Annotated in this window: 23 protein-coding genes and 1 pseudogene; 4 read left to right on the forward strand and 20 right to left on the reverse strand. The window is 61.1% G+C overall.

What is annotated here, in order from left to right; genetic code table 11:
- Nucleotides 1-35: 35 nt before the first annotated feature.
- Nucleotides 36-770, reverse strand: a complete 735-nt coding sequence (fnr, locus tag R1A29_RS08705; protein WP_085711933.1) for a fumarate/nitrate reduction transcriptional regulator Fnr — start codon at nucleotides 768-770, stop codon at nucleotides 36-38.
- 155 nt (nucleotides 771-925) lie between these two features.
- Here fnr and R1A29_RS08710 point away from each other — a divergent pair, with 155 nt between their 5' ends.
- On the forward strand, nucleotides 926-1,408 hold the full coding sequence (locus R1A29_RS08710) for a hypothetical protein (RefSeq protein WP_119426416.1): 483 nt from the start codon (nucleotides 926-928) through the stop codon (nucleotides 1,406-1,408).
- Here the strand turns inward: R1A29_RS08710 and hemN are convergent.
- The 15 genes from hemN to ccoN (R1A29_RS08785) all read right to left on the reverse strand — a co-directional run bounded on the left by hemN (nucleotide 1,405) and on the right by ccoN (R1A29_RS08785) (nucleotide 16,060).
- Complete coding sequence (gene hemN, locus R1A29_RS08715; RefSeq protein ID WP_085711935.1) at nucleotides 1,405-2,787, reverse strand: oxygen-independent coproporphyrinogen III oxidase; 1,383 nt, start codon at nucleotides 2,785-2,787, stop codon at nucleotides 1,405-1,407. The genes R1A29_RS08710 and hemN overlap by 4 nt on opposite strands.
- A gap of 84 nt (nucleotides 2,788-2,871) precedes the next feature.
- Nucleotides 2,872-3,555, reverse strand: a complete 684-nt coding sequence (locus R1A29_RS08720) for a sulfite exporter TauE/SafE family protein (protein WP_039770036.1) — start codon at nucleotides 3,553-3,555, stop codon at nucleotides 2,872-2,874.
- Complete coding sequence (ccoS, locus tag R1A29_RS08725) at nucleotides 3,548-3,760, reverse strand: cbb3-type cytochrome oxidase assembly protein CcoS (protein WP_114882055.1); 213 nt, start codon at nucleotides 3,758-3,760, stop codon at nucleotides 3,548-3,550. Before ccoS ends, R1A29_RS08720 begins: the two co-directional genes overlap by 8 nt.
- Before the next feature lie 22 nt (nucleotides 3,761-3,782).
- On the reverse strand, nucleotides 3,783-6,233 hold the full coding sequence (locus R1A29_RS08730) for a heavy metal translocating P-type ATPase (protein WP_438301171.1): 2,451 nt from the start codon (nucleotides 6,231-6,233) through the stop codon (nucleotides 3,783-3,785).
- A gap of 335 nt (nucleotides 6,234-6,568) precedes the next feature.
- Nucleotides 6,569-7,108 carry a FixH family protein gene (locus R1A29_RS08735; protein WP_438301172.1) on the reverse strand — a complete coding sequence of 180 codons (540 nt, stop codon included), beginning with the start codon at nucleotides 7,106-7,108 and terminating at the stop codon, nucleotides 6,569-6,571.
- Nucleotides 7,109-7,119: 11 nt separating this feature from the next.
- Nucleotides 7,120-8,535: a cytochrome c oxidase accessory protein CcoG gene (ccoG, locus tag R1A29_RS08740; RefSeq protein ID WP_438301174.1), complete on the reverse strand. Its 1,416-nt coding sequence runs from the start codon at nucleotides 8,533-8,535 to the stop codon at nucleotides 7,120-7,122.
- On the reverse strand, nucleotides 8,528-8,950 hold the full coding sequence (locus R1A29_RS08745) for a hypothetical protein (protein ID WP_438301175.1): 423 nt from the start codon (nucleotides 8,948-8,950) through the stop codon (nucleotides 8,528-8,530). Before R1A29_RS08745 ends, ccoG begins: the two co-directional genes overlap by 8 nt.
- A 188-nt stretch (nucleotides 8,951-9,138) precedes the next feature.
- Nucleotides 9,139-10,122 (reverse strand): cytochrome-c oxidase, cbb3-type subunit III, encoded by a 984-nt coding sequence (gene ccoP, locus R1A29_RS08750; protein ID WP_085711941.1) that lies wholly within the window; start codon nucleotides 10,120-10,122, stop codon nucleotides 9,139-9,141.
- On the reverse strand, nucleotides 10,119-10,304 hold the full coding sequence (locus tag R1A29_RS08755) for a CcoQ/FixQ family Cbb3-type cytochrome c oxidase assembly chaperone (protein ID WP_003175465.1): 186 nt from the start codon (nucleotides 10,302-10,304) through the stop codon (nucleotides 10,119-10,121). Before R1A29_RS08755 ends, ccoP (R1A29_RS08750) begins: the two co-directional genes overlap by 4 nt.
- Nucleotides 10,305-10,309: 5 nt before the next feature.
- The gene (ccoO, locus tag R1A29_RS08760; RefSeq protein ID WP_007905434.1) at nucleotides 10,310-10,918 is read right to left on the reverse strand and encodes a cytochrome-c oxidase, cbb3-type subunit II; all 609 of its coding nucleotides are present in this window, start codon (nucleotides 10,916-10,918) and stop codon (nucleotides 10,310-10,312) included.
- Nucleotides 10,918-12,360: a cytochrome-c oxidase, cbb3-type subunit I gene (gene ccoN / locus R1A29_RS08765; protein WP_085711942.1), complete on the reverse strand. Its 1,443-nt coding sequence runs from the start codon at nucleotides 12,358-12,360 to the stop codon at nucleotides 10,918-10,920. Before ccoN (R1A29_RS08765) ends, ccoO (R1A29_RS08760) begins: the two co-directional genes overlap by 1 nt.
- A 500-nt stretch (nucleotides 12,361-12,860) precedes the next feature.
- On the reverse strand, nucleotides 12,861-13,817 hold the full coding sequence (gene ccoP / locus R1A29_RS08770; protein WP_438301176.1) for a cytochrome-c oxidase, cbb3-type subunit III: 957 nt from the start codon (nucleotides 13,815-13,817) through the stop codon (nucleotides 12,861-12,863).
- Nucleotides 13,814-14,011 carry a cbb3-type cytochrome oxidase subunit 3 gene (locus R1A29_RS08775; protein ID WP_248741074.1) on the reverse strand — a complete coding sequence of 66 codons (198 nt, stop codon included), beginning with the start codon at nucleotides 14,009-14,011 and terminating at the stop codon, nucleotides 13,814-13,816. The genes ccoP (R1A29_RS08770) and R1A29_RS08775 overlap by 4 nt, the downstream gene beginning before the upstream one ends.
- A gap of 5 nt (nucleotides 14,012-14,016) precedes the next feature.
- Entirely contained in the window at nucleotides 14,017-14,625 is a 609-nt protein-coding gene (gene ccoO, locus R1A29_RS08780; RefSeq protein WP_085700207.1) for a cytochrome-c oxidase, cbb3-type subunit II, read from the reverse strand.
- Between the two features lie 10 nt (nucleotides 14,626-14,635).
- On the reverse strand, nucleotides 14,636-16,060 hold the full coding sequence (gene ccoN, locus R1A29_RS08785) for a cytochrome-c oxidase, cbb3-type subunit I (RefSeq protein WP_011333291.1): 1,425 nt from the start codon (nucleotides 16,058-16,060) through the stop codon (nucleotides 14,636-14,638).
- A gap of 95 nt (nucleotides 16,061-16,155) precedes the next feature.
- Here ccoN (R1A29_RS08785) and R1A29_RS08790 point away from each other — a divergent pair.
- Nucleotides 16,156-16,835: pseudogene (locus R1A29_RS08790) on the forward strand (alpha/beta family hydrolase).
- A gap of 1,084 nt (nucleotides 16,836-17,919) precedes the next feature.
- On the forward strand, nucleotides 17,920-18,279 hold the full coding sequence (locus R1A29_RS08795) for a DUF6124 family protein (RefSeq protein WP_400758580.1): 360 nt from the start codon (nucleotides 17,920-17,922) through the stop codon (nucleotides 18,277-18,279).
- 561 nt (nucleotides 18,280-18,840) lie between these two features.
- On the opposite strand, the gene R1A29_RS08800 is transcribed toward R1A29_RS08795, so the two are convergent.
- The 3 genes from R1A29_RS08800 to inhA all read right to left on the reverse strand — a co-directional run bounded on the left by R1A29_RS08800 (nucleotide 18,841) and on the right by inhA (nucleotide 22,120).
- Nucleotides 18,841-20,406, reverse strand: a complete 1,566-nt coding sequence (locus tag R1A29_RS08800) for a methyl-accepting chemotaxis protein (RefSeq protein ID WP_085711948.1) — start codon at nucleotides 20,404-20,406, stop codon at nucleotides 18,841-18,843.
- Nucleotides 20,407-20,508: 102 nt separating this feature from the next.
- The gene (locus R1A29_RS08805; RefSeq protein ID WP_438301177.1) at nucleotides 20,509-21,300 is read right to left on the reverse strand and encodes a CPBP family glutamic-type intramembrane protease; all 792 of its coding nucleotides are present in this window, start codon (nucleotides 21,298-21,300) and stop codon (nucleotides 20,509-20,511) included.
- 133 nt (nucleotides 21,301-21,433) lie between these two features.
- On the reverse strand, nucleotides 21,434-22,120 hold the full coding sequence (inhA, locus tag R1A29_RS08810; protein ID WP_438301178.1) for an isonitrile hydratase: 687 nt from the start codon (nucleotides 22,118-22,120) through the stop codon (nucleotides 21,434-21,436).
- A gap of 89 nt (nucleotides 22,121-22,209) precedes the next feature.
- Here inhA and R1A29_RS08815 point away from each other — a divergent pair, with 89 nt between their 5' ends.
- Nucleotides 22,210-23,193, forward strand: coding sequence for a GlxA family transcriptional regulator (locus R1A29_RS08815; protein ID WP_438301179.1), 984 nt, complete (start codon nucleotides 22,210-22,212; stop codon nucleotides 23,191-23,193).
- Here R1A29_RS08815 and R1A29_RS08820 read toward each other — a convergent pair.
- A complete protein-coding gene (locus tag R1A29_RS08820; protein ID WP_438301180.1) occupies nucleotides 23,162-24,061 on the reverse strand; it encodes an alpha/beta fold hydrolase in 900 nt (299 codons plus the stop codon). The two genes, R1A29_RS08815 and R1A29_RS08820, sit on opposite strands and share 32 nt — an antisense overlap.
- Nucleotides 24,062-24,066: the final 5 nt, after the last annotated feature.

Raw genomic sequence — 24,066 nt, forward strand, 5'->3', positions numbered from 1 at the left:
GCGGCTGAAACGATACGCTCGGCCGCGGGTCGAGATCAGACTTCGAGCGAGCCGCCAGCCAGGGCGCAGAGCTGGATCGGGTCGAGGATATGGATTTCCTTGCCCTCGGCGGCGATCAGTTCGTTCTGCTGGAAGCGCGTGAAGACCCGGGACACGGTTTCCACCGCCAGCCCCAGATAGTTGCCGATTTCATTACGCGACATGCTCAGGCGGAACTGGTTGGCCGAGAAGCCGCGAGCGCGGAAGCGTGCCGACAGGTTGACCAGGAACGTGGCGATGCGCTCGTCGGCAGTCTTCTTCGACAGCAGCAGCATCATTTGCTGGTCGTCGCGGATTTCCCGGCTCATCACGCGCATCAACTGGCGGCGCAGTTGCGGCAGTTGCAGGGCCAGTTCGTCAAGGCGTTCGAACGGAATCTCGCAAACCGAAGTGGTTTCCAGGGCCTGGGCGGAAACCGGGTGCTTCTCGGTGTCCATGCCGGACAGCCCGACCAGTTCACTCGGCAGGTGGAAACCGGTCAGTTGTTCTTCGCCGGCATCACTCAGGCTGAAGGTCTTCAGAGCGCCGGAGCGTACTGCATAAACGGAATCGAAAGTGTCACCCTGGCGGAACAGGAACTCACCCTTTTTCAACGGGCGGCCACGTTTAACGATTTCGTCCAGCGCATCCATGTCTTCCAGATTCAGCGAAAGTGGCAGGCAGAGAGGGGCCAGGCTGCAATCCTTGCAATTAGCCTGGTTATGAGCGCGCAGTTTAACTGGCTCGGACATTTCTTAAATCCTTGTGGGAAAACACACATAAGGCGTAAGGGTAACCCAGGGGAGGACATTCAGGCCAGCCTGTGGCGAGATTGCCTCCACGGCATAAAGCCGCAGGGATGACGGCCGATAAACAGGTATCTGACGGCATGCAAGGAACCGCTTCGATGACTGCTATTGGCACGCTGACCCCCGGTAACAGTGGCGTTGCGTCATTGCTGGAAAGTGCTGAAACCTCCGTTGACGATGAGTCCGGCACAGACGCGGCATCGTTGGGAACCCCGACCTTGGTCGAGGGCGTCAAAGTGTCGCTGTCCGGTGCCGCCATTGCAAAATCCGCCGGTGTCGGCGGGAAAAACAGCGATATCGATGAAAGCGGCTTGCCGGAAAACGTCCAGCAATTGCTGAAGATGATTCGCAAGTTGCGCCAGCAGATCGCCGAAAAAAACGCCCAGATCAACGCGCTGATGGCTAACAAGACTCTCTCCAACGAAGAGCGATTCGCCAAGATCGCTGCCCTCAAAGGCGCCATTTCCGCCCTCAACAACGGTCTGATTACCGCCAACCTGTCCCTGGCCAAGGTCATTGACCAATCGGGCCTGACTGCGGACCAGAACCTGAAAACCAATACCTTGCTGATGAAGAGCTAGATCACCCGCGAGAAACGCTGGCGGTTCTGCTGTTCCAGATACGCATCGAACACCATGCACACCGAGCGCACCAGCAGACGCCCGGCCGGCAACACATTGATTCGTTCGCGATCCAGTTCGATCAGGCCGTCCTTTGCCATGCCCTGCAATTGCGGCCAGAGCGCGCCGAAGTAGCCCTGAAAGTCGATGTTGAAACTGCGCTCGATCTCGGCGAAATCCAGGCTGAAGTTGCAGATCAATTGCTGAATCACCGCGCGACGCAAGCGGTCGTCAGCGTTGCACACCAGGCCACGGCTCGTGGCCAGTTGCGCGCCGGCCAAAGTGTTCTGGTAGTGATTGAGGTCGCTGCTGTTCTGGCAGTACAGGTCGCCGATCTGGCTGATGGCCGACACGCCCAGACCGATCAGGTCGCAATGACCGTGGGTGGTGTAGCCCTGGAAGTTGCGTTGCAGGGTCGATTCTTCCTGGGCAATCGCCAGTTCATCGTCGGGCAGGGCGAAGTGGTCCATGCCGATGTAACGGTAGCCGGCGGCGGTCAGTTGTTCGATGGTGCGTTGCAGCATTTCCAGCTTTTGCGTCGGGCTCGGCAATTCATTGCCGTTGATCCGTCGCTGCGGCATGAAGCGTTCCGGCAGGTGCGCATAGTTGAACACCGAGAGCCGGTCCGGTTGCAGGCTGATGACTTCTTCGACGGTGCGGGCAAAGTTGTCCGGGGTCTGTTTGGGCAGGCCGTAGATCAGGTCGATGTTGATCGAGCGAAATTGCAGGGTCCGCGCCGCGTCGATCACCGCGCGGGTTTCTTCCAGGCTTTGCAGGCGATTGACTGCGCGTTGCACCGCCGGGTCGAGATCCTGCAGGCCGATGCTGACCCGGTTGAAGCCCAGCTCCCGCAGCAGGCCCATGGTCGACCAGTCGGCTTCGCGCGGGTCGATTTCGATGCCGTAATCGCCTGAGTCGTCATCCAGCAGATTGAAATGCTTGCGCAGGTGCGCCATCAACTGCCGCAACTCGTCATGGCTGAGAAAGGTCGGGGTGCCGCCGCCGAAGTGCAGTTGCTCGACTTTCTGCGCCGGGTCGAGGTGGCAGGCGATCAACTGGATCTCCTGCTCGAGCCGTTGCAGGTACGGCAGGGCGCGGCCGCGATCCTTGGTGATGACCTTGTTGCAGGCGCAGTAGTAGCAAATGTTCGCGCAGAACGGCACATGCACGTACAGCGACAGCGGGCGCAGAGCCTTGCGGCTGTCACGCAGGGCGTGGAACAGGTCGAAGGTGCCGACCTGACTGTTGAATTGCACGGCCGTCGGGTACGAGGTGTAGCGCGGCCCCGCCAGGTCGTAGCGGCGGATCAAATCGGTGTCCCAACGAATGGCGTCGAGCATGCGGGCATTCCCCCGGATAGGCTGGCAGTGTGAGCGAGTCTAGGGAGGGCGCGGCGGGGCATCTTGATTTGCATCAAGCCTGGGTCAGTGGCCCATCAGCCAGTGCTGGTGCGGCCCCGGCAGGGTCCAGATACCGAACAGGATCACCAGCAGACCGCCGGCCATGCGCACGCTGCGTTTGCGCAACAGCGCCGTCACTCGTTCCGCCGCGAGTCCGGTCGCCAGTAACACCGGCCAGGTGCCGAGCCCGAAGGCGAGCATCAGCAAGGCACTGTCCAGCGCATTGCCCTGACTGGCCGACCACAGCAGCGTGCTGTAAACCAGCCCGCACGGCAGCCAGCCCCACAGCGCGCCGAGCAGCAGCGCCCGGGGCAGACTCGACACCGGCAGCAGGCGATTGGCGACAGGCTGAATGTAGCGCCACAGTCCACGACCGAGGCTTTCAATGCGGGTCAGGCCGCTCCACCAGCCAGCCAGGTACAAGCCCATGGCGATCAGCAGCAACCCGGCCAGAACCCGCATGAACAACGCCGCGGGACTGTTGGCCACTGCCCATCCCGCCAGCCCGATCAGCAATCCGGCCGTGGCATAGCTGAGGATTCGCCCGAGGTTGTACGCCAGCAGCAGTCGAAAGCGTCGGCTGCGTTGTTCTTTGGGGATTGCCAGGGTCAGCGCGCCCATCAAGCCGCCGCACATGCCCAGGCAATGCCCGCCGCCGAGCAGGCCGAGAATCAGCGCAGACACCAGCAGCGGCGCCAGTTCAAGCATGGGGCGGCGCCTTGTCGTCCGGTTTTGTCGGGTTGGCTTCGTCCACGGCGGCGGTGTGCTTCGGGTCCTGGTCGTCGAACAGGATGCTGTGGGCCGGGCCGTCGAGGTCGTCGTACTGGCCGCTGTCCACCGCCCAGAAGAAGATGTAGACGGCGATGGCCACGATCAGTAGCGCGGCCGGAATCATCACGTAGAGAGCTGGCATCTGTACTCCATGCCCGCGCGGCTCAGGCCGGCAGCGGGCGGGTTTCTGACGAGGCGTTGACGGCCGGCGCACTCGGCAGGCGAGTCAGGCGCAGGGCGTTGAGCACCACGGTCAGGGAACTGATCGACATGCCGACGGCGGCCCATACCGGAGTGATCCAGCCGAGGGCGGCGAACGGCAACATGAGGCCATTGTACAGCGCGGCCCACAACAGGTTCTCGATGATCACCCGGCGCGTGCGGCGGGCCAGCGTGAAGGCTTGCACCAGCGCATCGAGACGGTTGGACAGCAGTACCGCATCGGCACTGGTTTTCGCCAGATCCGTGGCCGAGCCCATGGCCACGCTGATGTCCGCAGCGGCCAGCACCGGCACGTCGTTGACCCCGTCACCGAGCATCAACACCTTGCGGCCGTCCTTGTGCAGTTTTTGCAGCACTTGCAGCTTGTCGTCCGGGCGCAGACCGCCCCGGGCCTCGTCGATACCCAGTTCGGCGGCAACACTGGCGACCATCGGCGAACTGTCGCCCGACAGCAGCAGCGTGTGCCAGCCGCGCGCCTTGCACGCGGCGAGCAGGGCCGGAGCGTCGTCGCGCAGACGGTCGTCGAGGGCGAACCAGGCCAGCGGTCCATTGCTGTCGCCGAGCAACAACCACTGGCCCGGTTCGTCGGGCATCTTCGGGACGGGCACACTGCTGAGATCACAGACAAAGTCCGCCTGGCCGATGCGTAAACGCTGTTCGCCAACCAGGCCTTCAAGCCCCAGTCCCGGCGTGCTGTGAACCTCTTCGGCGGCCAGCGGCGCCCGGCCAAAGGCGCGGGCAATCGGGTGTTCCGAACGGTTTTCCAGCGCGGCGGCCAGGCTCAGGCACTGATCGCTGTCGAGGGCGCCGAGGGGGCGGATCGAACGCAGCACCAGTCGTCCTTCGGTAAGGGTGCCGGTCTTGTCGAAAATCACCGTGTCGATCTGGTTCAGGCCTTCCAGCACATGGCCGCGGGTCAGCAGCAGGCCGAGTTTGTGCAGGGTGCCGGTGGCGGCGGTGAGGGCTGTCGGCGTTGCCAGTGACAACGCACAAGGGCAAGTGGCGACCAACATGGCAAGGACGATCCAGAACGCTCGCGACGAATCCAGTTCCCACCACAGCAGGCCGATGGCGGCCGCCGCGATCAGCGACAGCAGCAGAAACCATTGCGCGGCAAGGTCGGCGATTTCCGCCAGGCGGGGTTTTTCCGCCTGGGCGCGATCCAGCAGGCGAACGATGGCCGACAGCCGCGTGTCCTGACCCAGCGCCTGCACCTCGACGGTCAGCGCACCTTCCACATTCAGCGTGCCGGCGGTGACGGCGTCGCCCAGTGTGCGCGGTTGCGGCAGGTATTCGCCGGTCAGCAGCGACTCATCGATACTCGACTGGCCGTCGAGGATCTTGCCGTCCGCCGGCAGCACCGAGCCGGGCTGCACCAGCACCCGGTCGCCAAGGCGCAGTTCGCTGAGCAGGATGCGCTCGCTTTGGCCGGTGTCGTCGAGTCGCAGGCACGAGGCCGGCAGCAGATTGACCAGTTGCGCGGTGGCAGCGGCGGTGCGTTCCCGGGCACGGCGTTCGAGGTAGCGTCCGGCGAGCAGAAACAGGGCGAACATGCCCACCGCGTCGAAATACAGCTCGCCGACCCCGGTGATCGACGTCCAGATCCCGGCGACATACGCCGCGCCGATCGCCAGCGACACCGAGACGTCCATGGTCAGGTGGCGAGTGCGCAAGTCGCGCATGGCGCCTTTGAAAAACGGCGCGCAGCTGTAGAACACAATCGGCGTGGTAAGGAACAGCGCGACCCAGCGCAGGATGGTGTGCAACTCGGGGCTGAGGTCTATGTTGAATTCCGGCCAGGTGGCCATGGTCGCCATCATCGCCTGGAACCAAAGCAGCCCGGCGACGCCGAGTTGGCGCAAGGCGAGGCGGTTTTCGCTGGCCAGTTGTTCGCTGGCGCGGTCGGCCTGATACGGGTGCGCGGCGTAGCCGATGTGGCGCAGTTCGCCGAGGATCTGGCTCAGCGGCAGTTGGGCGTCGGCCCAGCGCACGTGCAGGCGATGGTTGGACAAGTTCAGCCGCGCCTCGGCCACGGCGGGCAGCGTGCGCAGGTGTTTCTCGATCAGCCAGCCGCACGCGGCGCAACTGATGCCTTCCATCAACAGCGTGGTTTCGGCCAGTTCACCTTCGTGGCGGACGAAAGGTTGCTGCACGTCGGCGCGGTCATACAGCGCCAGCTCGTCCACCAGTTGCACCGGCAGGGCTTCGGGGTTGGCCGAGGCTTCGCTGCGGTGCTGGTAATAACTTTCCAGCCCGCCGGCGACGATGGCTTCGGCCACGGCCTGACAGCCGGGGCAGCAGAACTCGCGGGACTCCCCGAGCACGATGGCGGTGAAGCGGCTGCCGGACGGAACGGGCAGGGCGCAGTGGTAGCAGGGGAGTGGAGTGGTCATGGCATTGTCGAGGGGATAAACCCTTGGAATCGAGTGGTCCGCTTGCCCTCACCCCAGCCCTCTCCCGGAGGGAGAGAGAGCCGATCGGTGGAGGCCGGATTAATGGGTTCAGTCAGCGCTGTCGTCACTGGCGTACATCGATTATGCAAACACCCGAGATCAGTCCTCTTTCCTAGGGAAGAGGGAGCCGATCGGTGGCGGCCGGATTATCAGGTTCAGTCAGCGCTGTCGTCACTGGCGTACATCAGGTCTGCAAACACCCGAGATCAGTTCCCTCTCCCTCCGGGCGGTCCGACGTTTCGGGAGGGCTAGGGTGAGGGGCTTTTGATCTTGATTCACTTCTTCAGGTCTTCCGCGCCTTGCAGCGGTTCGTCACCGAGAAGCAGATCCTTGTCATGGCTGACCACTTCTTCCTCGAACATCCGCCACACGTGATCGTCCTGCGACCCCAGCAGCTCAACAAAACGGCGACCTTCAACCTTGTCGTTCACCTGGCCAATGTAACGACCCTGCTCGGTTTCGCTGCGGGTCAGAACAATCTTGCGATCCTTGTCCGGCTGGGTCGGCGAGATCAGGTTCAGTTCCAGAGTTTTCGGCTGGCTGTCGCCGCTAAGGCGCAGGTCGACTTCGCCGGTCACGTCGTCCAGATGAACGTTGGCGCGCATCTTCAGGTTTTGCGCGAGCATTTCACGGTCCAGCGAACGGTTGATGCCCTTGCCCGCCTCGTAGTAGTTGTCGTTGACCAGGTTGTCCGGGTTGTTCACCGCGATGGTCACCATGGACAGCGTCAGGGTCACCGAGCACGCGAGGATCCCGATGATGATCCACGGCCAGAGATGCTTGTACCAGGGGCTTGCGGCGTTTGCTGCGGGCATGTTCAGTTCTCTCAACGATTTTGTGGGCCGATGAACCGGCTCTTGGCTTCTACGTGGACGCTGTCGTCATCGGCATCCTTGAGGATGAATTTCACCTCGTTGGTGCTCGACGGCAGTTGTTCGGGGGCGCTCGACAGCTCGACCGGCATGCTGAAGATTTCCCCGGCCGGCACCTTGATCTCGCGTCTGCCTTGCAGGCGCAGATCCGGCAATCCGGCGGCTTCCAGCACGTAGGTGTGGTCGCGCTGATCCTTGTTCATGATCTTCAGGCTGTAGACGTTTTCGACCCGGCCTTCGGCGTTCTCGCGGTACAGCACGCGGTCCTTGCTGACGTCGAAACCCACCAGCGAACGCATGAAAAATGCCGTCACCAACAGGCTGATCATTGCCAGCAGCACCACGGCATAACCGATCAGGCGCGGACGCAGTTTATGGGTTTTCTGCCCGGACAGGTTGTGTTCGGTGGTGTAGCTGATCAGCCCGCGCGGGTAGTCCATCTTGTCCATGATGCTGTCGCAGGCATCGATGCACGCGGCGCAGCCGATGCACTCGATCTGCAGGCCGTCGCGGATGTCGATGCCGGTCGGGCAGACCTGTACGCACATGGTGCAATCGATACAGTCGCCCAGGCCCTGAGCCTTGTAATCGACGCCTTTCTTGCGCGGGCCACGGCTTTCGCCGCGACGCGGATCATAGGAAACGATCAGCGTGTCCTTATCGAACATCACGCTCTGGAAGCGCGCATACGGGCACATGTAGATGCACACCTGCTCACGCAGCCAGCCGGCGTTGCCGTAGGTGGCGAGGGTGAAGAAGCCGACCCAGAAATACGACCAGCCATCGGCCTGGCCTGTGAAGAAGTCGAACACCAGTTCGCGGATCGGCGAGAAGTAGCCGACGAAGGTCATGCCGGTGACGAAGCCGATCAGCAGCCACATGGCGTGCTTGGCGAACTTGCGCAGGAACTTGTTGGCGCTCATCGGCGCCTTGTCGAGCTTGATGCGCTGGTTGCGGTCGCCTTCGGTGACCTTCTCGCACCACATGAAAATCCACGTCCACACGCTTTGCGGACAGGTGTAGCCACACCAGACCCGGCCGGCGTACACCGTGATGAAGAACAGGCCGAACGCGGCAATGATCAGCAGGCCCGAAAGCAGGATGAAATCCTGGGGCCAGAAGGTGGCACCGAAGATGAAGAACTTGCGTTCCGGCAGGTTCCACCACACGGCCTGGTGGCCACCCCAGTTCAGCCACACCGTACCGAAATACAGCAGGAACAGCGCCGTGCCGCCCATCATCCGCAGATTGCGGAACAGGCCGGTGAAAGCACGGGTGTAGATTTTTTCTCGAGAGGCGTAAAGGTCGACGCTGTTGTTCGCGTTCTTGTTGGGGGGCGTGACGTCGTGTACCGGAATCTGATTACTCATCATTGCATCCCACGGCAGTGGAAAAATGCCTCGGTCGATACGTGCCGGCCGGGGTCAGAAAGGGTGTTGCGGTGGCGCAATGATACGCCTGTGATGCCGACGAACGGGTGCGACCTTTGGTCGCGTTGGGGAAAAAAACCTGAATGGTGTAGCGAATGTAACAAAGCATGATGCAGATCAATTGACTATAGACGATCCCTGATCCTGCTTTGGCGAACGGCTTCCCCGGATCGCGCGACATCAAACCAGTTTTCCGCCTCCGAGGCTGTCCAGCCCGCTGTTTTTTTCCTTCCCGGTTCGCTCGACGGTTTTCCTGTTGTCGTTGCCGGGATCTTCTGCTTGAGTCTTCAATATCCGGATAGGTGTAAATGAAATCATCACGGGGTTGCACGCAGTCGTGATCGGATTCTCGCATCGGTTTTCTTCCTTGAATTGAGTGCGTCGAACGATGTTCCTGAGGTCTTCCGTCAGGCAGAACAGCAAACTACAGGGCACATCATCAATCGTCTATCGAGCATTCGTCGCAAATCATGAAGGTGCCGGAATGCAAAAGGCCCCGCCGGTTCTCACTGGCGGGGCCTTTTTTTGCTTCAAGCGTTGGCCTTACTGGGCCTCGGCTTCCGGTGCTTTTTCACCATGGGACAGGCTGTAAACATACGCAGCCAGCAGGTGAACCTTGTCGTTGCCTTGCAGTTGTTCCTGAGCAGGCATCTGGCCCTGACGGCCGTAACGGATGGTCTGCTGCAGTTGCGCGAAGCTCGAACCGTAGATGAACGCGGCCGGGTGGGTCAGGTTAGGGGCGCCCATTGCTGGCGTACCTTTGCCTTCCGGACCGTGGCACGCCACGCAGTTGGCAGCGAACAGTTTCTGGCCGTTGGCCGGATCCGCCTTGGTGCCTTCCGGCAGCTTGCGGCCATCGAGGTTGGTCAGCACGAAGGCCGCCACGTCGGCCACGCCTTGCTCACCGATCACTTCAGCCCAGGCCGGCATCACCGCGTGACGACCGCCCATGATGGTGGTCTTGATGGTTTCCGGCTCGCCGCCCCAGCGCCAGTCGGCGTCGGTCAGGTTAGGGAAGCCATAAGCGCCCTTGGCGTCGGAACCGTGGCAGACCGAGCAGTTGGAGGCGAACAGACGTCCACCCATCTTCAGGGCTTGCGGATCCTTCGCGACTTCCTCAATCGGCATCGCCGCGAACTTGGCGAAGATCGGACCGAACTTGGCGTCCGAGCGAGCCATTTCCTTTTCCCACTCGTGAACGCCGGTCCAGCCGGTCTGGCCGTTGGCGAACGGGGTCTGCTTTTCGTTATCGAGGTAGTTGTAGCCCGGCAGCAGACCTTTCCAGCTGCCCAGGCCCGGGTACAGCACCAGATAACCCAGGGCGAACACGATGGTGCCCACGAACAGCATGAACCACCATTTCGGCAGCGGGTTGTCGTACTCCTCGATCCCGTCGAAGGAGTGGCCGACCGTCTCGTCGGTCTGCTCGGTGCGCTGGCCCTTGCGGGTCGACAGCAACAGCCAGGTCAGGGAAAAGATCGTACCGAGACTGAGGACTGTGACGTACAGACTCCAGAATGTAGTCATTCTTTGTTACTCCTAGAAGCTTGCTCGACGTGCTTGATGGCTTCGGGATCATCCGCGAAGGGCAGCAAGGTCGCGTCTTCAAACTCCGACTTGCGCTTGGGGCTGAACACCCACAACGCCAGGCCGATGAAGGCAACCATCACGACAACGGTGCCCAGGCCTCGAATCATCCCGATATCCATCTAGATCACCGTTTGCTTTTGATGATGGTGCCCAGGCCTTGCAGATAGGCCACCAGCGCGTCCATTTCGGTTTTACCCTTTACAGCGTCTTTTGCACCGGCAATGTCTTCGTCGGTGTAAGGGACGCCGAGCGTGCGCAACACTTCCATTTTCTTGGCTGTGTCTTTGCCGTCGAGCTTGTTTTCCACGAGGAACGGGTAAGCCGGCATTTTCGACTCGGGCACGACGTTGCGCGGGTTGTACAAGTGCGCACGTTGCCAGTCATCGGAGTAACGGCCGCCGACACGGGCCAGGTCTGGACCAGTACGCTTGGAACCCCACAGGAACGGGTGATCCCAGACGCTTTCACCGGCAACCGAGTAGTGGCCGTAGCGTTCGGTTTCGGCACGGAACGGACGGATCATCTGCGAGTGGCAGCCGACACAGCCGTTGGCGATGTAAACGTCGCGGCCTTCCAGTTCAAGGGCGGTGCGCGGCTTCATGCCCTCGACCGGCTTGTTGGTGACGTCCTGGAAGAACAGCGGAACGATTTGGGTCAGGCCACCGACGCTGACGGCGATGACCATGAAGAAGGCCAGCAGGCCAATATTCTTCTCGACAGCTTCATGCTTCATCAGTGAGCTCCAACTACGGCGATCTTGGCGGCGGCTTCAGCTTCAGCCGGGTCCGAGGCGCGAACGGTGCGCCACACGTTGTAGGCCATCAGGAACATGCCGCTGGCGAAGAACGCACCGCCCAGGGCACGAACGATGTAGCCAGGGTGGCTGGCCTGCAGGGCTTCGACGAACGAGTAGGTGAGGGTGCCGTCGTCGTTGATTGCACGCCACATCAGGCCTTGGGTGATGCCGTTGACCCACATCGAAGCGATGTACAGAACCGTACCGATGGTCGCGAGCCAGAAGTGCGCGTTGATCAGACCCACGCTGTGCATCTGCGCACGGCCGAACAGTTTCGGGATCATGTGGTAGATCGCGCCGATCGAGATCATCGCCACCCAGCCGAGCGCGCCGGCGTGTACGTGGCCGATGGTCCAGTCGGTGTAGTGCGAGAGCGAGTTGACGGTCTTGATCGCCATCATCGGACCTTCGAAGGTCGACATGCCGTAGAACGCCAGCGATACCACGAGGAAGCGCAGGATCGGGTCGGTGCGCAGCTTATGCCAGGCGCCCGACAGGGTCATCATGCCGTTGATCATGCCGCCCCAGCTCGGTGCCAGCAGGATGATCGACATCGCCATGCCCAGAGATTGTGCCCAATCCGGCAGTGCGGTGTAGTGCAGGTGGTGCGGGCCGGCCCAGATGTACAGGGTGATCAGTGCCCAGAAGTGCACGATCGACAGGCGATAGGAGTAGATCGGACGTTCGGCCTGTTTCGGCACGAAGTAGTACATCATCCCCAGGAAGCCGGTGGTCAGGAAGAAACCCACGGCGTTGTGGCCGTACCACCACTGAATCATCGCGTCGGTCGCACCGGCGTAGGCCGAGTAGGACTTGAAGAAACTGACCGGCAGCGAGGCGTGGTTGACGATGTGCAGCATCGCGGTCACGACGATGAACGCGCCGTAGAACCAGTTACCGACGTAGATGTGTTTGGTCTTGCGCTTGGTGATGGTGCCGAAGAACACCAGACCGTAGGTGACCCAGACAATGGCCAGCAAAATGGCGAGGGGCCATTCCAGTTCCGCGTATTCCTTGGTGGTGGTGTAACCCAGCGGCAAGGTAATGATCGCGCCGACGATCACCGCTTGCCATCCCCAGAAGGTGAAGGCCGCGAGGCTGTCGGAAATCAGTCGCGTCTGGCAGGTTCGCTGCACGACATAGTAGGAAGTGGCAAACAGTGCACAACCACCGAAGGCGAAAATCACCAGGTTTGTGTGCAACGGGCGCAGGCGTCCAAAGCTCGTCCACGGCAGACCGAAGTTCAACTCCGGCCAGACCAGTTGCGAGGCAATGAAGACACCGAGCCCCATGCCAAGGATCCCCCAGACCACCGTCATGATGGCGAACTGGCGGACTACCTTATAGTTATAAGCAGTCGGACTGATTGCTGTGCTCATTCTAAGGTTCCACGGTTTGGGTGTTTTATTAGGATTAAAATCGGCCGCAAGTATGTAGAAAGCAGGGGGTCAATGCAACGCGCCATGACCTGGGTCAATGCTTTCCAACGCTGATTCTGCGGCCTTTCCATGCGCCGCGTAAGGACAAAATTGCCCTCGGGCAAAATGTCGCAGCGGACGAAAAAAGCGAGGGGTTCCGGTCGGATGTAACGGGGTGTGTTCGAACGCTCGGTTCGGGTGACGGACGGTAATCGGCACGACAGCCGGTATCTACCGGCCTTTGCGGCCATGTCAGTCAGCCGATTCGTTCAACGCCTCGCTCGGGGTCGACCTGGAACCGGCACGGGCCAGTCCGCATCGAGCAAGCGTAGACCCGAATCCGGGGAACCGAAAGGAGAGGGCAAGAAGGGGTGCGACAAAAGGAAGCAGCTACGAGCTGCAAGCTGCAAGCGACAAGACGAATCATGTCGCCTGCAGGATTGTATACATTGCTTGTGATTTTACTTGGAGTTTTCAGCTTGAAGCTTGTCGCTCAACTGCTCAGTATTTTTTGACAGACTGTATACATAAGCGGCGAGCAGTTGCACTTTATCGTTGCCCAACAGCTCGTTCTGAGCCGGCATGTGGCCCTGACGACCATGGCGAATGGTCTGCTCAAGCTGGGTCAGGCTGGTGCCATAGATAAATCCGGCCGGGTGCGTCAGATTCGGCGCACCCATGGCTTCAGTGCCCTGGCCGGTTGCCCCATGACAGGCTACGCACATGGTGCTGAACGTCTGCTGTCCGGCTTGCAGGTCGGCCTTGTTATCCGCCGGCAATGGCAGCCCGGCCAGTTCGTGACGCACGTAAGCGGCGACGTTTTTCACGCCCACCTCACCCAGTGACTCGCCCCAGGCCGGCATCGCGGCGATCCGGCCACCCATGATGGTGGTCTTGATCGTCTCGGCACTGCCGCCCCAGCGCCAGTCCTGGTCGGCGAGGTTGGGGAAGCCGAAGGCGCCCTTGGCGTCCGAACCGTGGCACACCGAGCAGTTGGAGGCGAACAGACGGCCACCCATTTTCAGCGCCTGCGGATCCTTCGCCACTTCTTCCACCGGCATCGCGGCGAATTTGGCGAAGATCGGCCCGAATTTGGCGTCGGCCTTGCTCATTTCCTTTTCCCACTCGTGGACGCCGGTCCAGCCGTCCTCGTAGCCGGGCAGGATGCCTTTCCAGTTGCCCAGGCCCGGATACAGGATCAGATAGCCCACGGAAAACACCAGCGTGCCGGCGAACAGCATGAACCACCACTGCGGCAGCGGGTTGTCGTACTCCTCGATGCCGTCGAAGCTGTGGCCCATGGTCTGGTCGACGCTGCCCTTGGTCTCGCCCCGACGGGTGCCGACCAGCAGCCAGGTCAGGCCGATCAGGCTGCCGATGGTCAGTACGCAGATCCACGTACTCCAGAAGGTGGTCATGGCCGGGTACTCCTTGTTTCAGTTGCAGGGGTTGGGTCGGGTTGCGGCTCGTCGGCAAACGGCAGCAGGCGCGCTTCGGCGAATTCCGGTGTGCGCTTGCGGTTGAACACCCACAGGGTCAGGCCGACGAAGGCCACGAACACCACGACCGTGCCGAGGCCGCGAATCAGCCCCGCGCTCATTTCTAAGGCCATCTCGATCACCTCTTGCTCTTGATCGCAGTGCCGAGCACTTGCAGGTAGGAGACGAGGGCGTCCATTTCGGTCTTGCCTTTCAGGCTGGCCACCGCGCCGCTGATGTCGTCGTCGGTGTACGGCACGCCGAGGGTGCGCATGACCTTGAGCTTGGTTTCGGTGTGGCTGCTGTCGACCGGTTGAGTGACCAGCCATGGGTAGGCCGGCATTTTCGATTCCGGTACGACGTTGCGCGGGTTGTACAAGTGCGCACGGTGCCAGTCATCCGAGTAACGCGAACCGACCCGGGCCAGGTCCGGACCGGTACGTTTCGAGCCCCACAGGAACGGGTGATCCCACACGCTCTCGCCGGCCACCGAGTAGTGGCCGTAGCGTTCGGTCTCGGCGCGGAACGGACGGATCATCTGCGAGTGGCAACCGACGCAGCCTTCGCGGATGTAGATGTCGCGGCCTTCCAGTTGCAGCGCGGTGTAGGGCTTCATGCCTTCCACCGGTTTGTTGGTCACGTCCTGGAAGAACAGCGGGACGATCTGGGTCAGGCCGCCGATGCTCACGGCGAACACCATCAGCAGCATCAGCAGGCCGACGTTCTTTTCAATCGTTTCGTGTTTCATGGCGGACTCCTCAGGCCATCTGCGCGGCAGCAACGACGTCAGCAGGCTGCGAGGCCCGCACGGTGCGCCAGGTGTTGTAAGCCATCAGGAACATGCCGCTGAGGAAGATCGCCCCGCCAATCAGCCGCACGACGAAGCCTGGGTGGCTGGCCACCAGGGTTTCGACGAAGGAGTAGGTCAGCGTGCCGTCCTCGTTCACTGCGCGCCACATCAGGCCCTGGGCGATGCCGTTGACCCACATCGAGGCGATGTACAAAACGGTGCCGATGGTCGCGAGCCAGAAGTGCGCGTTGATCAGACCGATGCTGTGCATCTGCTCTTTGCCGAAGACTTTCGGGATCATGTGGTACAGCGCGCCGATGGAAATCATCGCCACCCAGCCGAGCGCGCCGGCGTGTACGTGGCCGATGGTCCAGTCGGTGTAGTGGGAGAGGGCGTTCACTGTCTTGATCGCCATCATCGGACCTTCGAAGGTCGACATGCCATAGAACGCCAGTGACACCACGAGGAAGCGCAGGATCGGGTCGCTGCGCAACTTATGCCAGGCGCCCGAGAGGGTCATCATGCCGTTGATCATGCCGCCCCAGCTCGGTGCCAGCAGAACCAGCGACATCACCATGCCCAGCGACTGCGCCCAGTCCGGCAGCGCGGTGTAGTGCAAGTGGTGCGGGCCGGCCCAGATGTACAGGGTGATCAGCGCCCAGAAGTGCACGATCGACAGGCGATACGAATACACCGGACGTTCGGCCTGTTTTGGCACGAAGTAGTACATCATCCCGAGGAAACCGGCGGTGAGGAAAAAGCCTACGGCGTTGTGGCCGTACCACCATTGCACCATCGCATCGGTTGCACCGGCGTACACCGAGTAGGATTTGGTGAAGCTCACCGGCAACTCGAGGTTGTTGACGATGTGCAGGATCGCCACGGTGATGATGAACGCGCCGAAGAACCAGTTGCCCACATAAATGTGCTTGGTCTTGCGCTGCATGATCGTGCCGAAGAACACGATGGCGTAGGCGACCCAGACGATGGTGATCAGGATGTCGATCGGCCATTCCAGCTCAGCGTACTCTTTGGAACTGGTGTAACCCAGTGGCAGGCTGATGGCCGCCAGCAGGATCACAAGCTGCCAGCCCCAGAAGCAGAACGCGGCGATTTTCGGCGCAAACAATTGCGTCTGGCAGGTGCGCTGCACCGAGTAGAACGAACTGGCGAACAAGGCACAGCCGCCGAACGCGAAGATCACCGCGTTGGTGTGCAGCGGGCGCAGGCGTCCGAAGCTGGTCCACGGCAGGTTGAAGTTGAGTTCGGGCCAGACCAATTGAGCCGCGAGAAAAACCCCGAGCCCCATGCCGACGATGCCCCACACCACCGTCATAATGGCGAATTGGCGGACCACCTTGTAGTTGTAGGCGGTACTGATAGAAGTGTTCATGGTTCCCCATCCACGGTTCAGCCGAAGTGAGCGCGCGCAGAAAACGCCGCGAATCCTTCGCCTGGAGTTATAGGCAGACTAAAAGCGAGGCAAGCATGGACAAACAGCACAAGGCCAGTATTGACGGGGATCAATGGGCGCAGTGCCTGCGGGATCACGGGTGGCTTTGGGATGCGGCTGTTGGGGAGGCTTCGGCGACGCTCATTCTTGCCCATGGGGCGGGGGCGCCGATGGATAGCGACTGGATGAACGATATGGCTGGGCGCCTTGCTGGGCTTGGGGTGAATGTGTTGCGGTTTGAGTTTCCTTATATGGCGCAGCGGCGGGTTGATGGCAGTAAACGGCCGCCGAATCCGGCGCCGAAGTTGCTCGAATGTTGGCGTGAGGTTTATGGCTTGGTGCGACTTCATGTCGCTGGGGTTTTGGCGGTTGGCGGGAAGTCGATGGGGGGCGGATGGCCAGTCTCTTGGCCGACGAGTTGGGTGCGGATGCGCTGGTGTGTCTGGGGTATCCGTTTTATGCGGTTGGGAAACCTGAGAAACCGCGGGTCGAACATCTCGCTGGGTTGAAGACTCGGACGCTGGTTGTGCAAGGCGAGCGGGATGCGTTGGGGAATCGGGACGCTGTCGAGGCTTACGATCTATCGCCGAGTATTGAGGTGTTTTGGTGGGCCTCTGGGGATCATGATTTGAAGCCGCTCAAGGTTTCCGGGTTTACGCATGAGCAGCATTTGGCTAGCGCCGCGCAGAAAGTGGCTGCGTTTCTCAAGCACTGATCGAGATTCTGAACCGCATGAAGATCAGCTCCCTTTCCCCCTCGCCCCCCTGGGGGAGAGGGCTGGGGTGAGGGGGTAGATCTTGAGCGCGACACACTTTTCGATCTGTGTGCATATCCGTTGCTGCGGCAACGGCCACTTAGGGTTTCGCCCTTACGGCGACTCACTTTTTTTACAAACGCCTAAAAAAAGTAAGCAAAAAAACGCTTGCTCCTACGTCCGGCCCGCTCGCTGAGGCTCGGGGTTCCTTCGCTCGGGATTCATCCGGGGGGCATCGCCTACGGTTTGCTTCGCTGCACCTCCTCTCGATGTGTTTGGCTTCGCCAAACGGTCGCTGCGCTCCCCCCCGGATAAACCCCTCCACTCAGCCTTCCGACGTCGCCCGTGGATCAAGATCAAAAGCGGTACTCGAGCTAACGCTCATCGTTTTGAGTGGTGAGAAGCGGAATGTTTGCTCTTTAAGACCAGAGTTCACCTCGGTATCCCACGTCGGCGTACCTCGCCCAAACACCTCGGTCAGTCCCTCTCCCTTAGATGAGAGGCAGATTGAGGTGCTTTCAAAACCTGAGTTCACCTCGGTATCCCACGTCGGCGTACCTCGCCCAAACACCTCGGTCAGTCCCCTCTCCCTCGGGGAGAGGGCTAGGGTGAGGGGGAAGGTTTCACTGACACGCCACCAAAACTGAAAGCTCCCCCAGCCCAGCATTTCCAGCACATAAACAAGATCGCGTGACCACGTTTAAAGTACACGAACCGTTACGCCATAAGGGCTACAACACCTTGCGTCGTTGCCTACGCGTACGCCAGAATCCGCCGGCTTACGCGGTTCGGAAAGGGCTATATCGTTTCCCTGTCACTGAAAAACAGTGATCGGGTTTGGTAGCCCGCTTCGAAACCGTCGTATGGCGTCACCATATGCAGTCCCTTATTTGGGGCTCAGATTTTTATGGTGGGCATGCGCGGGGCTCCTTTGTGAGCGCCGGGTTTCCCGTTTCGACCGGTCTACCAACCCGCGTATGGCCACCACCCTTCGTTTGGTAGCGAGGGTGATGGCTCCTAAATATTCGAAACTGGAGTTAAATCTATGTTCAAAGCCACACCCAACCCACCAGAAACTGATCCAACCTCCAACGACCCCGCGCTCGAATCCCAAAAGACAAAAGAAGCCGCCGACCGCGCACTCGACTTTTACCTCGGCCCTGAAATTCCTAAGTACTTCCCACCCAAGGCCCGTCCCATCTACATGGTCGATCCCACACTCGATGACGAAACACTGCTCGTCGAAGCCTGTGAATCGCTGTCGTCAGCCAACGCCATGGCCGGCAATATCGCCAACTCGGTGAAAGGCCCGGAGCGCAAACCGCTGCTGGCGCTGCAACAGCTAATCATGTTGAACGAGTTGCTGGTAAATCGGCTGCTGGACAGGTTGCGCTTGCCGCAGTAACGCCAGCTCTGACAGCCAGGTAACTAAAAGCCCGGATGCTTACACGTTCCGGGCTTTCAACATTACGAGATTGATCCTCCTCAACAATCGGGAGGCAGTCGGTCAGAGATCACAAATTTATCGAACGCTTTCTGCCCATCACGTGCCGCTCGCCGCACATCAAGGAATGTCAGTTCACCCCGGACTTCCTTTCTCACAGGTTTGTCCGTCGTGCCCATCGGATTCTGCGTAGTTGATGTATTCATGCTGGCTAGCCCGTGTGAGTAAGTTTGAGCGACAAAGTAGAGCTAGGCTTCATCGCCTGCCAGTCAGTTGGGTCTGATTCAGTTGTAGGCACTGTCCGCGCTTTTCGAATGAGATTTTCGCCGGCAGGCCGGGCCTCTTCGCGGGCAAGCCCGCTCCCACAATGATGGTGGTGTGACGAGATTTTGTGGCCAATGCGCAACCCTGTGGAAGTGGGCTTGCCCACGAAGAGGGCGGTGCTGGCCACATCCATTTCAGACAGGCAATAAAAAACCCCGGAAGCTTTCGCTGTCCGGGGTTTCTTTATTGCCAGAACAATCAGCGGTTAAACCGCTCCACCAACGAATACTGCGTGTTGGCAGTCTTGGTCAGCTCTTCACTCAGCAACGCCGAGTTATGCGCCTGTTCCGAGGTCTGGTCCGCCAGTTCCGAGATGTTGCTGATGTTGCGGCTGATTTCTTCAGCCACGGCACTTTGCTCTTCGGTCGCGGCGGCGATCTGGGTGGTCATGTCGGTGATGTTGGCCACCGCTTCGCTGATGCCGACCAATGCCTGGTCTGCTTCCAGAACCCGCGCAACACCTTCTTCCGCCTGGCGATGGCCGGCTTCCATGGTTTGTACGGCGCTGGAGGCAGTCTGTTGCAGCTTGGCGATCAGGGCGTGGATCTGGCCGGTGGATTCGCTGGTGCGTTGTGCCAGTTGGCGGACTTCGTCAGCGACCACCGCAAAACCACGGCCCATTTCGCCGGCACGCGCGGCTTCAATCGCAGCGTTGAGCGCGAGCAGGTTGGTCTGGTCGGCGATGCCTTTGATCACGTCGACCACGCCACCGATTTCGTCGCTGTCCTTGGCCAGTTGGGTGACGGTCAGGCCGGTTTCACCGACGACGACCGACAGGCGCTGGATGGCTTCGCGGGTTTCGCCGGCGATGTCGCGGCCGCGACCGGTCAGGCGGTTGGCTTCCTGGGTGGCGTCGGCGGTGCGTTGTACGTGGCTCGCCACTTCTTGCGTAGTGGCGGCCATCTGGTTGACGGCGGTGGCGACCTGTTCGGTTTCCACGCGCTGACGTTCCAGACCGCTGGAGCTGTTGTGCGCCAGGGCGTCGGACTGTTTGGCCTGATCGGTCAGGTGCTCGGCGGTGTCCTGCAGACGGGTCAGGCAGGTTTTCAGGCGCGCTTCCTGACTGAGGATCGACATCTCCAGACGCGCCTGGGCGCCACGGCTGTCGGTGTACATCTGCGCGATCAGCGGGTCGGACGTGGTCTGCTCGGCCAGACGCAGCAGGCGCTTGAGCCCGCGTTGTTGCCATTGCAGGCCCAGCAGGCCCAGCGGCACCGACAGGCCGGCGGCGAGGGCGAAGCCCCACTGCGAGTTCAGGGTGGCGCCGATCATGAAGCTCAACTGGCTGACCAGAATGAACGGCAGCCAGTCCTGCACGATCGGCAGCCATTTGTCGCTCGAAGGAATCGCCGACTTGCCCTGGTTGATGCGTTGGTAGAGCGCTTCGGCACGGCGGATCTGTTCGGCGGACGGCTTGACCCGTACCGACTCGTAACCGACCACCTGACTGCCATCGAACACCGGCGTTACATAGGCGTTCACCCAGTAATGATCACCGGTCTTGCAGCGATTCTTGACAATGCCCATCCATGGCAAGCCTTGTTTCAGTGTGCCCCACATGTGCGAAAACACCGCAGCCGGGACGTCGGGGTGACGAACCAGGTTGTGCGGCGCACGGATCAGTTCCTCACGCGAAAACCCGCTGATTTCGACGAAAGCGTCGTTGCAGTAGGTGATCACGCCTTTGGCGTCGGTTGTGGAAATCAACCGTTGCTGAGCCGGGAAAGTCCGTTCGCGTTGTGTAATGGGCTGGTTATTACGCATGGTTTTTCAATCCGCAAGGCTTTGAAAGGTTGTCGGCGGGGTCGGCGATTTGTTGAAGTTTTTTTTCATTTATAAGTACGGCGTCGCAAAACGGGGCTTGCCTCAGCCGGCGAGCATCGGATAGGTGAACAGGCCGAAGTGCAGCAGGTTCAGACCAAAGTGCGTCATGATCGCCGCACCGAGCCCGCCAAAACGGTAGGCCAGACCATAGCCGACACCCGCCAGGCCCGCCAGCAACACCCATTGCCAGCCGGCGCCCACATGCACCAGACCAAACAGCAGGGATGCGAGCAACAGCGCGAGGTTTTCGCCGTAGGGCAGGTGTTTGAAATGCCGGCTCAGGCCGCCCTGTATATAGCCGCGAAACAGCGCTTCTTCGACCAGCGTCACCAGCAGCAGATTGTTCAGTACCCACAGCCACGCCTGATCCGGCCATTTCGGCGCCCAGGTGATCATGCCCAGCAACACCGCGCCGCCCAGCGCCAGAATCACGCTTAACGTCAGTGCCAGCGCGGTGGCATAAACGGTCAGGCGCAACGAGCGCCGCGCGACGATCCATGGGCAGACCAGCAACAGCCAGAAGCCAATCAGCGGTTTGTCCAGATTCACGAACATCGAGAATGGCACGGCGTTGTCGGTGAAGCGCTGCGCCGGGATGGCCCGGCCATTGTAGAAGCCCGGCAGCCAGTGCATGGCCAGCGCCACGGCCAGCACGATAAACAGGCCATGGCCGAGAAAACGCCCGACCGGCACGGTTTGCTGGCGTACGGCGTAACCGGCAAAAACCAGCAGTGCAATGGAGATCAGCGCCAGCCAGCCGAGCTGGCCGAAACTCAGCGCCAATCCGTAACCAAGGCTGAGAAGCCCGAGATAGAGCCATGGCAGAGCTGTCATGGAAAGTCCTTGTGCACGATTTGTGGACAGGCTTTCTACACGGGTGGGGGCGAGCGGACAAGTGAAGGTGCAGGGGAAAACCGGGACGCAGGCCCTGTGGGTTGGTCCCCACAGGGCCTGTGCTGCGCACGAATCAGCGCAGATTGAGCTTCGCCGCCGCGCGCTCGGTGATTTCCCGGCGCAGTTTCAGCGAAGGCGCCGCACGCTTGCGCGCCTCATCGACAATCCCGCTCGGCGCAGTGTCCGGGCTGCCCGAATCAAACGGCGGCGCCGGCGCATATTCCAGCTGCAACTGCACCAGTTGCGCGGTGTCGGCACCGACCAGTTCCTGCGCCAGGGTCAGGGCAAAATCGATCCCGGCGGTGATGCCACCCCCGGTAAAAAGATTGCCGTCACGCACCACCCGATCCTTAACCGGAATCGCGCCCAGTGTTGGCAGCAGATCGTGATAAGCCCAGTGCGTAGTCGCCCGTTTGCCCTGCAACAGACCCGCCGCGCCAAGCACCAGCGAACCGGTGCAAACCGACGTAACGTACCGAGCCTGTGCCGCTTGCGACTTGATAAACGCCAGCGTCTGCTCATCCTCCATCAACGGTCCGACCCCGGCACCGCCGGGAACGCAGATCACGTCCAAAACCGGGCAGTCCTCGAACGTAGTGGTCGGTTTCAGCAGCAGCCCGGTGCTGGAAGTCACCGGCACCAGATCCTTCCAGACCAGATGCACCTGCACGTCCGGCAACGAGGCCAGCACGTCATACGGGCCGGTCAGGTCGAGTTGCTGCACCTGGGGAAACAATAGAAAACCGATCTGCAACGCCATGATTCAACTCCGTGAAAAGGGGGTAGACGGCTTCACTGTAGGCGCGTAGGTTTTGGCGCATACGCCAATCAGCCCTCGAATTACGCCAAATGCCGAAAACCATCCACGTACTCGCGTTCGCCAATGTGCAGTTGCTTGATGTCACCGGGCCGTTGCAGGTCTTCGCCTCGGCCAACGACATCGCTCGCCAGCAGGGTTTGCCTGCGCCGTATGCACCAACTGTCATCGCCAGCGGCGGTGGGGCGGTGAACTCTTCGGCCGGGTTGGCGATTTTGGCCGAGCCGTTGCCTAAACAGCCCAGCGATACGCTGATCATCGCCGGCGGCTGGGGCGTGTATGCGGCCTCCGAAGATGTCGAGTTGGTGAGTTGGGTGCGCGAACATGCCAGTGGCTGCCGACGCGTGGCCTCGGTCTGCACCGGCGCATTTCTGCTGGCCGCCAGCGGCTGGCTCGACGGTCGCCGGGTCGTCACCCACTGGACCCGCTGCGAGCAACTGGCACTGCAACACCCACGCTTGCAGGTCGAGCCCAATCCGATCTTCATCAACGACGGCCCGGTCTGGACCTCGGCGGGCGTCACCGCCGGCATCGACCTGGCGCTGGCCATGGTCGAAGACGACCTCGGTCGCGACATGGCCCTGGACGTCGCCCGGCAACTGGTGGTGTTCCTCCAGCGCCCGGGCGGGCAGTCGCAATTCAGCGTGACGCTGTCACTGCAAAAACAGGGCAACCGCTTCGACGACCTACATGCGTGGATCGCCGAACACCTGACCTGCGACCTGGGCATCCCGACCCTCGCCGAACAGGCCGGCATGAGCGAACGCAGCTTCGTGCGCCACTACCGCGCCGACACCGGCCAGACCCCGGCCCGCGCCATCGAACTGATCCGCGTCGAAACCGCGCGCCGGTTGTTGAGTGATACCGGGTTGCCGGTCAAACGGGTCGCGGCCAATTGTGGATTTGGCAGTGAAGAAACCTTGAGACGCAGTTTCCTGCGGGCCATGGGTGTGACACCGCAGGCGTATCGGGAGCGGTTTTCGGTCAGCGCTGGAGCAGATCCAGTAATGCCTTGATCGTCTCGTTCGGCGCTTCCTCGGGAATGTTATGCCCGACACCGGCCAGCACCCGCCGCTCGTAAACCCCGGTAAAGTGCTGCGCGTCTTCATCGTCTTCCGGCGCCGGGCCAACACCATCATCGGCACCGCACAGCGAAATCGTCGGAACGCTGATCGCCGGTTGTTTCTCCAGCACCTGCTCCATCCACTCCAGCGCCGGATCGCCCGGCGCATACATGAAGCGATGGCGATAAGAGTGAATCACCACTTCGACGAAGTCCGGGTTATCGAAGGCCGGCGCGCTCAGCGGATAACGCTCGGCGTTCCGCGCCCAGGTCGGTGACCACAACTGCCACAGCAACTCGCACAGCGCCCGGCGATTCTGCGTCAGCCCTTCAACGCCACGGGGCGTGTGGAAGTAATACTGATACCAGAAGCGATGCTCGGTCTCGGGATCCAGCGGCTGGATCGAATGCGCAATGTCTTGCAGGTTGTAGCCGTCGCCCGTCACCAACCCGCGCACCCGCTCCGGGAACAGCGCCGCCACAATGCACGCCGCCCGACCACCCCAGTCATAACCGCACAGCGTCGCTTGCTTGATACCCAGTGCGTCCATCAGATCCAGCAGATCCTGAGCCAGCGCCGCTTGCTGGCCGGAACGCAACGTGTCCGGGCTGTTGAAACGGGTCGGCCCGTAACCGCGCAGGTACGGCACGATCACCCGGTAGCCTTTGGCGGCGAGGGGCGGGGCGATTTCTTCGTAGGCGCGGGGGGAGTAGGGGAAGCCGTGAAGCAGGATGACCGGCGTGCCGTTTTCCGGGCCGTGACGCTCATAGGCGATGGTCAGACTTTCAGTCTTGCAAAACTGCATCACGGCTTGGGTCATACGGG

It is taken from the genome of Pseudomonas sp. NMS19W (genome assembly GCF_051554255.1).
Classification (GTDB): Bacteria; Pseudomonadota; Gammaproteobacteria; order Pseudomonadales; family Pseudomonadaceae; genus Aquipseudomonas; species Aquipseudomonas kribbensis.